Genomic DNA, 11,938 nt, shown 5'->3' with positions numbered 1-11,938 from the left:
TGAGCGCGAAGATTCTAACAGCCGGCGGCGTAAAGATGAACCGCCAAGACGCCAAGGACGCCAAGAAAAGCTCTGTGTTCTCTTGGCGTCCTTGGCGTCTTGGCGGTTCAAGTCCGGCTTTACTTTCTGAAGACGATGCGGCCGTTCTTGATGACGACGCTGATGCGGCGCAGCTCTTTCACATCTTTCAGCGGGTCGCCATCAACAAGAATGAGATTGGCGCGCTTGCCCGCCTCAATCGTGCCGAAGTCGCTCTGTTTGCCGAGCCACGTTGCGCCGTTGACGGTTGCCGCTTTCAAGATTGCCAGGTTCGGCACACCGGCGGCGGCGTAGGCGTCAAGCTCATCAAAAAGGTTCTCGTTATCGGTGCCGGCCAGCAGCAGCACGCCCATCCGTTCGGCGCGGGCGACGAAGCGCGCCATGCGCCGGTAACTGTCTTTGACGATGGCGAACTGCTCGATGCCATAGCGGCGGCGGTCGGCTTCCGGGATGCGCTGGATGACCAGCGTCGGGTCGAAGCCGACGTGGTGCTGGAGCATCAGCTTGATGATCTCGCCGGTGGCCGGCCCGTCCGGGTCGATGTCGCTCCAGTTGGCTTGCATGCGGGCGATTAAGTTCTTGCTGGCATCGAGGCTTTCGTTGTCGCCCTGCGGCTGGCGCTCAAGCGGCAGCATATCGCGCCAGAGGCGAATGTGACTAAAGCCGCTGATGCCTGCATCCATCGCCTCGCGCCAGCCCGTGCGCACGCCGATGTGGCCGGTCACCGGCAGGCCCTCGCGCCGCGCCTCTTTGACGACGGCGCGCAGCACTTCGGGGTCGAGCATGAAGTAGACCTTGAGCGCGTCCACGCCCTGCGCTTTCAAGGCGCGGACGAGCGGCGCGGCAGCTTCGGGGCGCGTCAATTCAACATCAACATAAGGGTGATAGCCATCCAGCCCATCAATCAACGGCCCGCAGGTGTAGATGTCCGGCCCTTCGAGCAGGCCAAGCGCGATGGCTTCCTTGAAGTTCATGCTCATCGAGATGGCGACGCCCGGATCGCGTATCTCTGTGACGCCGCGCGCGACCAGCGAGCCACCGTCAAAGGCGCTCCAATAGTGATAGTGGTTGTCCATCAGGCCGGGCATCAGGGTCTTGCCCGCGGCGTCCAGCACCGGCACGCCCGCGGGCAAGCCGGCGGCCTCCTGGCCGGCGTGAACTTCGCTGATGCGCCCGTCGCGGATGACGACGGAGGCGCTCGGCAAAGCGCGGCCCGTGCCCGGATCGAGCAGGCGCGCATTGGTGATGACCAGATCGGCGCGGGCCTGTTGCGGCACAACGAAGCGCGCCGTAAAAGCGATGGGCGCGATGGCTCCCGACCCCAGGTTCAAGCGATAGAGCTTTCTCGCCGCGCACAGCACCGCCGTTTGACCGTCGGGCAGCAGCGTCATCTGCTTCTGATCGTAAGCGCTCGAATAGACGGCGCGGGCGGCGCTGCTGCCTGACGGCTGCACCATCACGCGGTCAACGCCGTTGTCTGTCTGAATGAAGGCCCACGATTTGCCGTCGCGGCTCCACGCGACGTCGTGCTCATGCACAGGCGTGCGCGTCAGCCGCGTCATCTGCATCGAATCGAGCTGGATGCGATAAAGGTCGCTGCCGCCATAATGGCCCGAATCGAGAAAGACCTCGCGGGCGTCGGGCGAGAGCGCGAACGACCACTCGTGCCAGTTCTCGCCGTGGGTTAATTGCTTGGCTTCGCCGCCGGGCGCGATGCGGAACAGGTGCGCGTCGTATTGCGAGCGCTCGACGATGAAGAAGACTTCGCCGCCTTTTGGATGGTAGGCGATCTGGCCGATCTCGGACTCCGAGTGATAAATGGCGGTCGAGTTGCCGGTAGTAAGATTCCTTACAATCAAATCGGTGCCGCTCGGCAACTGGTGAGCGTAGGCGACGAACTGCCCATCAGGCGACCAGGCGGGGTGAGTGTCCCAGCCGAAGCCTTCGCTGAGTTGTTGGGCGTCGCCGCCGCCGATGGGCAGCAGCCAGATTTTGCCGAGAATAGAAACCGCCAGTTGCGCGCCATCGGGCGACACCGCCGGGTCTTGCGCGCCGTGGTCAACCGCAACCGTGCGCCGCTGCGGCGCTTGACCCTCTGCCAGAGCGACATTCGCGGAAAGCGAACAGGTGAGCAGCAATACGGCAAGAAGCCATCTTCTCATCCGACCTTTCTCCTTAATTCTGGTTTATTCCGGCAGCGCCGCGATCAGCGCATCAATGTCGTCGCGGGTGTTGTAAAAGTGCGGCGACAGGCGCAGCCGCCCGACACGCGGCGCCGTGACGATGTGGCGCTCTAGCAGGTGGTGATACAACTGCGACGGCGCGTAGCGCGGGTGCGTGCAGCAGACGATGCCCGAAGTTTCGCCCGGACGCCGCGAGCTGACGACGTGGTAACCTTTGCCACTCAACTGCTCGGCCAGATAATCGTTCAAGCCGAGCAGGTGCGCTTCTATGGCAGCGGGGCCGACTTCTAAGAACAGATCAATGGCCGCGCCGATGCCATAGACGCCCGCCGTGTTCAGCGTGCCGCACTCGAAGCGCAACGCGCCTTCGCGGTAATCCAGGCGGTAATCGAGGTAATCTTCCCAGTGCTTCACCGATGTCCAGCCGACCACCGTAGGCTCGACCTGCTCCAGCACGCGCTCAGAGATATACATCACCGCGACGCCTTCGGGGCCGAGCAGATATTTGTGAGCGTCAGCCGCGAACGCATCTACGTGATCGCGCTCGATGTCGAGCCGCAAGCCGCCGAGTCCTTGAATCACGTCTATGAAAAAGAGCACGCCGCGCTCGCGGCAAAAGCGCCCGATACGTTGAATGTCGGCGCGTAAGCCGCTTGCAAACTGCACCCAGCTCATCGTCACGACGCGTGTGCGCTCGTCCACGAGCGCCAGCAACTCGTCCGTGTCAATGCGCCCGTCGCGCTCAGCGGCCTTCTTGATCGTGACGCCATGACGCTCGGCGATGCGCATCCACGGGTAGACGTTCGCGGGGAACTCGACGTTGTTAGTGACGATGTTGTCGCCGGCCCGCCACGCCAGCCCGTTGGCGACCGCCGAGATGGCGTCAGAGGTGTTGCGCATAAAAGCGATCTCTAACGGACGAGCGTTGACCAGCCGCGCCGCCGAGGCCCGCGCCTGCTCATACGCCTCCAACCAGCCGGCGTAATTCACCGAGCCATTCAGCGTCACGTCGTCAATCAGTTGATTCATTGCGTCGCGCACTCGCGTTGACAGGGGCGAGACGGCGGCGTGGTTCAGATAGACGTATTTTTCAGTTACCGGAAAGAGAGCGCGGATCGCGTCGTTCATTGTTGATTCAACCTGAGATCGAAGATCGCCCGCACTTCGCCGACGTGCAGGCCGCGCCGGTTTTCAATCACCGGGCGATGGTAAGTGGTTAACTGCATGGTTTCGGTCTCGTCAAGCACGCCGATCTGCCTGAGCGTTTCGACGACCGTAGGGCCGAGGCCGCGATACGAGCCGTCTTCCATCTTGAAGGCGAGGCCGAGCCCGCGCGGATATTTTTCCGACGGCAGGACGCTGACCGAATAGACGGCTTCGGCTCCGACCTTGGCCATCAGCTTGCCGCGCGCCGCCCGCATCAGGTCTGTGTCGAAGCGTCCCTCGGTGCCGCCGATCATTTCGGGATAGGCGACCATAGCGTTGACCAGGCGGCGCGCGGCGGCCGCCGTCTCAGGGTCAAGCGCGACCTGCGCCGCCCCGTCGCAACAGGCGTTGGCGAGTCGCGCGGCGGCGACCGCAAGCCCGCGCAAAGGCACGCCGAAGGTCGGCGCACTGCATCCGTCAATCGCCGTCGGCAAGGGCGCTTGCAGATCGCCGAGCCGCGCCAGTGCCTCGACGATGTCGAGCTGCACGGGATGTGTCGCCGCGACATAGTCTTCGGTTTCAAGGCCGCGATGCACGGCGGTCACCAGCATGCCTGCGTGCTTGCCCGAACAGTTGTTGTGCAGTTGATTGAAGGGCAGGCCGTCGCGCTCAAGCTGGCGGGCGGTCGCGGCGTGATACGGCGCGTGCGCGCCGCAGCGCAGGGCCGATTCGTCCAAGCCAACACGCGCCAGCATGTGCGCGGCGGTTTCGGTGTGAATCGCTTCGCCTTCGTGCGAGGCGCAGGCGACGGCCAGCTCGCGCGGCGACAACTGGTAATGATCCGCCGCGCCGCTCAGAATGATGGGCAACGCCTGAATGGGCTTGATGGTCGAGCGCGTCGAGGTGACGAGGTCGGCGTCGCCATAGCTGAAAACGAGATGGCCGTCGGGATCCGCGATGACGATGACGCCGCGATGCCACGATTCGACGATGGGGCCGCGCCGGACTTCGGCGAGCACGGGAAGCGGGTTGCTCATGGCCTGCCTTTCACGGTCGGTCTGCGAACTCTAAATTTACCGCACGCCCGGCCAACCATCAATCAGCCGCGCCCGGTGAGCCGCGCGCTTGAGTTGCGAGCCTGGACAAGCGGGCGCGCATTCTGTATAACTCGCACGTCAAGATTTCGCTCAGTCAAGCTTTTTCGCCTCTCACCCCAACTCAAAGGAGATCAAATCTATGTCAGCAGCTCAGGCGCAGCCCGCCAGCAAGCGCAACATTGTGGGTATCATCATCGCCATCGTCGCGCTCCTCTTACTCGCCGTCGCCTATATAACCGTATTGCGCGGGTATAGTCAGGAGGGCGCCAACCGCTCGTTTCACATCTCGGACAAACAGACCGCCGACAACGACTACATCAAGGTAGACATCAAGGTCATTGCCGTTGATCCGATCAAAGGCGACATGACGGTGCGCATGGCTTTCGACCCCGAAGGCGAGATGGCCAAAGATGAGCTGTCGCCGGCCCATGACCTGACGCTCTACCTCAACAGCGCCACCGGCAAGCAGGAGCACAAGTTTGAAAAGGGCAAGCGCATGAACCCGATGGACGTGACGATCTCGCTCGATGGCCAGGCGAGCGATTATCCGTTCGACGTACACGAGGCGGAATTGACGATGATTATGACGACGCCGGCAGCGCCCGAAGCCAAGCCGGAGCAGCCCAAAGCTGAGAGCGGCGATGAAGAACACCCCACGCCGAAGCCGCCGCAGAAAGCCAGCATCTATGACACCAACGAGCCGGTGCCGATGGCGGTCGAGTTCGAAGGCTCGATCCCCGGCCTCAAGCTCGAAGCCGAGAAAGACAAAGAGAGCGAGGTCGGCTACACCGGCATCGAGATGAAGATTTCGCGCTCTAAGACGGTGGTCTTCTTCTCGACCTTCGTGATGGTGTTGATGCTCTGCCTGATGGCAGTGGCGACGGTGATGATGCTGCGCTTCTGGCTCGGCGGGCGTAAGATCGAACTCGGCGCGATGAGCCTGTACGGGGCGATGCTCTTCGCCTTCCCGGCCATGCGCAACAGCCAGCCGGGCGTGCCGCCGCTCGGCACTTACAGCGATTACCTCTCCTTCTTCTGGGCCGAGGCGATGATCGCCATCCTGCTGGTGACGATCATTACGCTGTGGGTCGTGCGCCGCCCATCGTAAACAGTGACAAGTGACGAGTGACAAGTGACAAGAAGTGACGAGTGATGAGTAATGAGTGATGAGTGGGAAAGCGTTGCAGCAATAGCAACACGCTCTTGTCACTTGTCACTCGTCACTCGTCACTCCCCGCAGATGAGGTCGGCGATGGCGCGGTACTTCTTCTCGCTGAAGCCTTCGATGATGATGATCTCGGCGGGACGGCGAAATGGGCCATGATGCTCGCGGTATTCGATGATGCGGCGGCTCATCACTTCGCCGATGCCGGGCAGTTGCCTCAGCTCTTCGGCGCTGGCTCGATTCAGATTCACGCACGGTTGATGCGCGGTGGCGGTCGCGGCCAGATTGCGATTGTCGGCGGCGGGCGCATCCAGCTTTTCGGGCTTGCGGTTGCAAGCCGCCGGCAGAAGCGCCACGAGCGCCAGAGCCGGGATTGTCAGTCTTCTTCTCACAACGCCTCCAGCGATCAACAACCAGCTTCAGGCGCTAACCATAGCACGCCGTAGCAGGGCGCGACATGGCGGATTGTCTGCGCGCCGCGCGGCGCATACAATATTATAGTCGCCCGCGGCCTGAAGCCGCGGGCGACGGCCAGTTCTCATTCTCAAGGTCGTTCACGATGCCAGTCATTTTTCGCCGCAGCGCCCTTGCCCTGGTGATCGGCTTCAGCCTCTGTCTCGCCGTATGGCCTGCGCGCGCCTCGAAAGCCGATGAGCAGAAAGCCAAGCATGAGAAGTTCGGTTCCAGCCTCAAACGCTTGAAGTGGGATAAGGCGAAACAGGCTGCCGTCGAAAAGCCCGAAAAAGCAAACGGCAAGAAGCCGGCAGCCAAAGACGATGCCGAGACGCCGGTCAAGCTCAAGACTCTGCTTGTGACCTTTGATGTGCTGGTCACCGATGCCAATCACACACGCGTTATCGAAGGGCTCGGCAAAGATGACTTCGTCGTCAGCGAAGACGACCAGCCGCAATTGGTCGCGACCTTGGCGCGCGGCGATGATGTGGATATGCCGCGCTCGATCATCTTGCTGATCGATTGGAGCGGCAGCCAGCGCCCGTTTATCGAAACCAGCATCCGCGCCGCCCAGGTGCTGATCAATCAATTGAATGCCGCCGACGAGATGGCCATCATCACCGATGACGTAGACCTGGTGTGTGACTTTACCCATGACAAAGCGAAGCTCGCGGCGGCGCTCGACAAAGTCGAGAAGCGCGCGAGTGACCCCAACCGCCACAGTCATAGCTGGCAATTCACGGCGCTGTTTGCGGCGCTCCGCGAGTTGATTAGTGACGAGCAGCGCCGGCCCATCATCATCTTTCAAACCGACGGCGATCAGGCGGTGTCGTTCAGAGATCAGCCGGATGCCGAGCGCTTTGCCTTCTTCAGCAATGGCCTGGCTTCCGAAGATTATGGCCTCGGCGACATCTTTGACGCGGCTAAGAAATCGCGCGCCACGATCTATTCCGTCATGACCAATGCGCGCCTGGTCGGCCTGCCGCCCTCGCAGCTGTATCAGCGCGGCGGCGAGCTGTTGCAGAAGTGGTGGCACGCGTCCATCGATCCTGACAATCCGCGCGACGCTTACAAGATCAAACTCTACACGGATATGTTTGTCGAAGGGCAAAAGGCGGCGGGGCGCGTGGCAATGATGACCGGCGGCTGGATGGCGTACCTGGAAAGGCCCGAACAGGCCGAAGGCATCTACGCCACGATTCTCAAAGACATCAACCAACGATACGTCATCGGTTATTACCCGACGAACGCGGCGCGCGACGGCAAGCCGCGCCATGTCAAGATCAGCGTGCGCAACCACCCGGAATACTACGTCCACGGGCGCAACCAATACTTCGCGCCCGACGAGCCGTAGGTAGGAAATGATGAATGATAAACTGCCGGAGCTTGCGCCCGTTGCGGTTCAGCAGCTTTCGGTAATTCATCATTCATCATTTCTCATTCGTCATTTTCCTTAAATCCCGTAAAGCTCAAGGCGGAATTCGTCATTCAACAGCGACAGGCGCGGTTCGCGGCGGGTGAAGGCAAAATGCTCGCGGCGCAGCAATGGGATGCCGCGTCGCGCCGACTCGATGCCGTATTCGGGACTGGTGAAGACGCGATGCAGGCGCGGGTTCAAGCGCAAGGTTGCGCCATACTCGACCGACTTCTTCGTTGTGCCATTCGTGCGGCAGGCGTTGATCATCTCCATGCGGTCGTCGAAGATCAACACCCGCGACGGCGCGGCGACCATCGCGTAGTCACGATGCACCAGCAGATTCGTCAGCCCTTCCAGCACCGCATCGCGCAGGTAGTTGGCGCGGGCGCGTACCGGCGCTGCTTCATCCCCGGGCGCGGCGGTTTGCGCCGAGCGCGGCGGGCGCGCATCCCAGAGGTCTACATAGCGCCGAATGAACTGCGCGGCGCGGTCAAACAGCGAGGTGATGTTGCCGACGAATTCGACCTGCTCGATGATCGGCGCGGTCAGCGCCGTGCCCGAATAACGCATCAGCGTCAGGCGGCTCTGCGGCAGCACGCGCTCGACCGCTGCGCTGCGACCGAAGAGTAAAAAGCCGGCCATCGTCGGCGTCACCGCGGCGCCGTAATCGGCCGCCAGTCTGAGGTCACGCATGGCCGCGGCGGTCGGGTAGCCGGCAGGCTCGCGAAAAGTTTCGCCTTCGAGATCGCGGACGTAGCTCCAGACCAGCGCCTCGTCAATGTCTTCGATAGACGTACTGGTCATTGGCATGTCTTCGAGCGCGGCGACGCGCGAGCGCGCGAACAGCGCGGCGATCTCTGTGCCGTCGGCTTCGCGCTTGGTCGAGCCAATGCGGATGTAGTAGCGATGATCGATTGTTTGATAAGGCGCGCGGCGATCATCCACTTGCAGCACGACGATGCGCGCGCCGTTGTCAAAGGCGACTTTATCCAGGCGCGGCAGGATGGCCGGCTTGATCTGGTTGCGGCAGATATCGATCAGCTCGTCTTCGACCTGTTCGGGATCGTCCAGACCTTCGACGCGCCGCTGGTCGTTGACGCCGAAAAGAATCGCGCCGCCGCCGGCATTCGCCATCGCCACGATCTCCGCGGCGATCTTGTCGGCGTTGACCAGACGGATTTTGAATTCGAGGTGAGTGTCTTCGCCGCCGCGGACGAGATTGAGCAAGTCCGTGCGGTCGAGGGTGCGTGTGTAGCGGCCTGTCAGCTTTTGCTCGAACAGCGACCGCTCGGTGTCTGGGATGCGCCTCGTCGGGCGGAACTTTTTGCCCCGTGCCATGATCGCCTCTTAGTCGGCAAAATCATAGCACACCGCCGGCGGTCAGGCGACGGATCACCGCGTCGCTTCTCGCCAAAGTTGCGGATAATCCGTAAAGCCGCCATCTATGCCGTAACCGAGATAGCGCCGGATGTCGGTGATGATGTTGTCGCGCACCGATGCGCCGTTGGCCTGTTTTTCGTCGAGCGGGCGGCGCACGACCGGCAGCGTCTGGCCGCGAAAAGTGTATGGGTGAATGACCAGGCCGGCGGCATGCAGCGTCGCTACGTCGGCGGCGTCTTTGAGCATGGACTTGTTCGGCCCCGCGCCTTGCGCATAGCGGGCAATCTCTTGCGCCAGTTGAGCGGTGATCCTGGCCGAATCATCCTTGCGCCCGGCGTCTTCCATCGGCAGCAACTGCACACGCCGGTAGCGCGGCGCGAGTTGCTGCATGCTGAGCAGCGCTTCTTTGAAGAATGACTGGATGAAGATGCGCTCCGGCGCGCGCTCGAAGCCGCGCGCTTTCAGCATCGTCACGAGCTGTGCGGCCATGTCAAACCCCAGCCGCTTGTAAAACGGATAATGCTTCAGTTCGATGTAAAGGCCGGCGCGCGGGCCGACAAAGGCAATCGTCTCTTCCAGCGTCGGCACGCGCTGGCCGGCGTATTCCGGTCGCGCCGCAAACGGGTTGGCGCGGTTGAACCACGAGCCGGCGTCGAGCCGCTTGATTTCAGCGAGCGTAAAGTCAAACACAAAATAGCCGCGGTGCGGCTTGCCGGTTTCTTCGGGGTCGCGCACGGTGGCGCGGTCAGCAAAGACCTCGGCGACGTTCGTCGTGCGGCTCATCTCCGGGTCGTGCATGCAGATCAGCGCCCCGTCTTTGGTGATTTGCAAATCCTGCTCGACGAAATCGGCTCCTTGCTGGATAGCGATTTCGTAGGCCGCCAGCGTATGCTCCGGCGCGTAACCGGACGCGCCGCGGTGGGCGACGAGCAGCGGCTTGCGCGCCGGTTGATCTGCGCGGCCTGCCAAAGTCGCCGGAACCGTAAGCAGGAGCAGAAGCGAAAGCGTCAGCCAGCGCCAGACAGATTGCGGGCGGGCGTGTAAGGGCAGAGATGATCCAGGCATGAGCATTCCTTTCGCTGCGGGGTGACGGTGCCGTGTGAAGATTAAACCGCAACCGCGCGCTGTTTCAACTCAGGGCCGCTTCAACGGCGGCGAAACCGTCGTGCTATAATGCCGGCTATCACATAAAAAAACGATGACGGCAAACGACGTTCGCATGAAACTCAGAAGCCTCGGCAGCCCGGAGCGCGCCGAGATGTCGAAGCGTTACTTCAAGACAGGCCCCGGGCAGTACGGCGAAGGCGACATCTTTTACGGCAGCAGCGCGGCAGAGCTGCGCGGGCTGGCGAAGCAGTATCAGGCGCTTGCCGAAGCCCAACTCCTTAAGCTCTTGCGCTCGCCATTTCACGAAGAGCGCGCCGTCGCTTTGCTCATCCTGGTGCGCCGCTTCGCCAAAGCCGACGCGGCTGAGCGCAAGCACATCTACGACCTTTATCTGGCGCACACCGCTTTCATCAACAACTGGGACCTTGTGGACGTATCCGCGCCGCACGTCGTCGGCGCCTATCTGTTCGACAAAAGCCGCAAGCCGCTTTACAGGCTCGCCCGCTCGCGGAGCCTGTGGGAGCGGCGCATCAGCATCGTCGCGACGGCTTACTTCATCCGACAACATGATTTCGGCGACACGCTGGCCATTGCTGAACGTTTGCTCACGGACAAAGAAGACTTGATGCACAAAGCCGTGGGCTGGATGCTGCGTGAAGTCGGCAAACGCGATGGCGACGCGGCGCGCAGGTTTCTCGTCGCCCATTACCCGCGCCTGCCGCGTACCACGCTGCGCTATGCCATCGAGCGTTTTCCCGAAGCCGAGCGGCAGGCGTACCTGAAAGGCTCGATCTGACACCCAAGGAGATTTGGCTATGAATCATTCGACTCGTTTGCTGGCGCTCGTCCTCGCCCTCGTCGTCATAACCGCGGCGGGCTGCAATGCGCCGGGGACTCGAAACGGCGCCGGCGCAAACAGCAATGCCGGCAACGCCAACAACTCGGCATCAGCCAATGCCGCAGCCGGCGGCACGGCTCCGACGGCGAGCGACCCGCAGGCGCTCGATGGGCTGACGCAAGCCATCAGCGCACAATTGAATGCCCGGTCGTTCCGCGCCCGATTGGATTCGACCTTCAATAATCAAGAGGTGGCGCGTACCATCGAATACGTCGCGCCCGACCGCTTTCGCATGGCGGGCGATAAAGAAGAGACGATCATCATCGGCAATAAGGCGTGGTCGCGACAGAATGCCGGTGCCTGGCAAGAGCTGCCCATTGACGCCAGCCGCATGATCGCCGCGGTGCGTGACCCGAAGATCATCGAAGAGATTCGCCGCAGCGCCGAAGTCAAGCTCGTCGGCCCGGACACGCTCGACGCCAAGCCGATGACGGTCTATCAATACACCCTGCGCAATATGATGGGCACGAACATGACCAGCCGCTCGAAAGCTTGGGTCGCGGTCGCCGACAACTTGCCGCACCGCATCGAAACCGAAGCCGATGTCAACGGTCAGACCTCGAAGGCGACGATCACCTATTTCGACTACAACGCCGACATCAAGATTGACCCGCCGAAATAAACCGACAGGGCGACACGGCGAAGAGAGACGCGGTGACGCGGCGACGCGGTGACGCGGGGAAAGAGAAGCGTTGCGTCACGATCTCTTTCCCTCGCCGCGTCGCCGCGTCACCGCGTCACCGCGTCTCCCTTCCTTCATCCGGTGACGGAATGAAAAGGCAAATTGATGAAATGCATCAGTCAATTTGCGTCATGCCTCTGCGCTTGCTCCCGCGAGACTCGGTCACAGCAATTCTGCCGTAGACGGGGCATCAGCTTAAACGATAATGAATGCAACGGGTAAGCGGCACTGCCGGGGCGCCCTCAAAACCTCTCGGAGGGCGGCTGTGCGTGGCATAGCAATTGACTTGTGGGAGGACAGAACAAAGATCAGGCTGCCATTCGGTCTTTGTCAAATGCAGGCACGAGTCGAATTTCAAGCGCATAGGAGAA

At 61.8% G+C, this 11,938-nt stretch carries 10 protein-coding genes; 4 read left to right on the top strand and 6 right to left on the bottom strand.

The genetic code is table 11. The annotated features are described in order from the left end of the window. Positions 1 to 119: 119 nt before the first annotated feature. Genes VJ464_06120 through VJ464_06110 form a run of 3 tightly spaced genes read right to left on the bottom strand, consistent with a single transcriptional unit; the run spans position 120 to position 4,405 of the window. Positions 120 to 2,201: an amidohydrolase family protein gene (locus tag VJ464_06120; protein ID HKQ04688.1), complete on the bottom strand. Its 2,082-nt coding sequence runs from the start codon at positions 2,199 to 2,201 to the stop codon at positions 120 to 122. Positions 2,202 to 2,225: 24 nt separating this feature from the next. Next, on the bottom strand, positions 2,226 to 3,350 hold the full coding sequence (locus VJ464_06115; GenBank protein ID HKQ04687.1) for an aminotransferase class V-fold PLP-dependent enzyme: 1,125 nt from the start codon (positions 3,348 to 3,350) through the stop codon (positions 2,226 to 2,228). Further along, entirely contained in the window at positions 3,347 to 4,405 is a 1,059-nt protein-coding gene (locus tag VJ464_06110) for an asparaginase (protein ID HKQ04686.1), read from the bottom strand. Before VJ464_06110 ends, VJ464_06115 begins: the two co-directional genes overlap by 4 nt. A 199-nt stretch (positions 4,406 to 4,604) precedes the next feature. Here VJ464_06110 and VJ464_06105 point away from each other — a divergent pair, with 199 nt between their 5' ends. Next, the gene (locus tag VJ464_06105) at positions 4,605 to 5,573 is read left to right on the top strand and encodes a DUF4436 family protein (protein ID HKQ04685.1); all 969 of its coding nucleotides are present in this window, start codon (positions 4,605 to 4,607) and stop codon (positions 5,571 to 5,573) included. Between the two features lie 119 nt (positions 5,574 to 5,692). On the opposite strand, the gene VJ464_06100 is transcribed toward VJ464_06105, so the two are convergent. Beyond that, entirely contained in the window at positions 5,693 to 6,022 is a 330-nt protein-coding gene (locus tag VJ464_06100; protein HKQ04684.1) for a helix-hairpin-helix domain-containing protein, read from the bottom strand. A 167-nt stretch (positions 6,023 to 6,189) separates the two neighbouring features. On the opposite strand from VJ464_06100, the gene VJ464_06095 reads away from it, so the two are divergent. Then, on the top strand, positions 6,190 to 7,437 hold the full coding sequence (locus VJ464_06095; GenBank protein ID HKQ04683.1) for a VWA domain-containing protein: 1,248 nt from the start codon (positions 6,190 to 6,192) through the stop codon (positions 7,435 to 7,437). Between the two features lie 99 nt (positions 7,438 to 7,536). Here VJ464_06095 and VJ464_06090 read toward each other — a convergent pair whose 3' ends face one another. After that, entirely contained in the window at positions 7,537 to 8,838 is a 1,302-nt protein-coding gene (locus VJ464_06090; protein ID HKQ04682.1) for an RNA-binding domain-containing protein, read from the bottom strand. A gap of 54 nt (positions 8,839 to 8,892) precedes the next feature. Further along, complete coding sequence (locus VJ464_06085) at positions 8,893 to 9,945, bottom strand: glycerophosphodiester phosphodiesterase family protein (GenBank protein ID HKQ04681.1); 1,053 nt, start codon at positions 9,943 to 9,945, stop codon at positions 8,893 to 8,895. Between the two features lie 154 nt (positions 9,946 to 10,099). Between VJ464_06085 and VJ464_06080 the strand changes: the two genes are divergently transcribed. After that, a complete protein-coding gene (locus VJ464_06080; GenBank protein ID HKQ04680.1) occupies positions 10,100 to 10,783 on the top strand; it encodes a DNA alkylation repair protein in 684 nt (227 codons plus the stop codon). A gap of 19 nt (positions 10,784 to 10,802) precedes the next feature. Continuing rightward, positions 10,803 to 11,507 (top strand): hypothetical protein, encoded by a 705-nt coding sequence (locus VJ464_06075; protein ID HKQ04679.1) that lies wholly within the window; start codon positions 10,803 to 10,805, stop codon positions 11,505 to 11,507. Positions 11,508 to 11,938 lie beyond the last annotated feature (431 nt).

The organism is Blastocatellia bacterium (assembly GCA_035275065.1).
Taxonomy (GTDB): Bacteria; Acidobacteriota; Blastocatellia; order UBA7656; family UBA7656; genus DATENM01.
Note: the sequence above shows the minus strand (reverse complement) of the source record. Positions and strands in the feature narration are given on the sequence as shown.

Coding starts and splice junctions, on each gene's coding strand:
- VJ464_06080 (HKQ04680.1), top strand. CDS start 10,100: ATGAAACTCAGAAGCCTCGGCAGCCCGGAGCGCGCCGAGATGTCGAAG.
- VJ464_06090 (HKQ04682.1), bottom strand. CDS start 8,838: ATGGCACGGGGCAAAAAGTTCCGCCCGACGAGGCGCATCCCAGACACC.
- VJ464_06110 (HKQ04686.1), bottom strand. CDS start 4,405: ATGAGCAACCCGCTTCCCGTGCTCGCCGAAGTCCGGCGCGGCCCCATC.
- VJ464_06105 (HKQ04685.1), top strand. CDS start 4,605: ATGTCAGCAGCTCAGGCGCAGCCCGCCAGCAAGCGCAACATTGTGGGT.
- VJ464_06075 (HKQ04679.1), top strand. CDS start 10,803: ATGAATCATTCGACTCGTTTGCTGGCGCTCGTCCTCGCCCTCGTCGTC.
- VJ464_06115 (HKQ04687.1), bottom strand. CDS start 3,350: ATGAACGACGCGATCCGCGCTCTCTTTCCGGTAACTGAAAAATACGTC.
- VJ464_06095 (HKQ04683.1), top strand. CDS start 6,190: ATGCCAGTCATTTTTCGCCGCAGCGCCCTTGCCCTGGTGATCGGCTTC.
- VJ464_06120 (HKQ04688.1), bottom strand. CDS start 2,201: ATGAGAAGATGGCTTCTTGCCGTATTGCTGCTCACCTGTTCGCTTTCC.
- VJ464_06085 (HKQ04681.1), bottom strand. CDS start 9,945: ATGCCTGGATCATCTCTGCCCTTACACGCCCGCCCGCAATCTGTCTGG.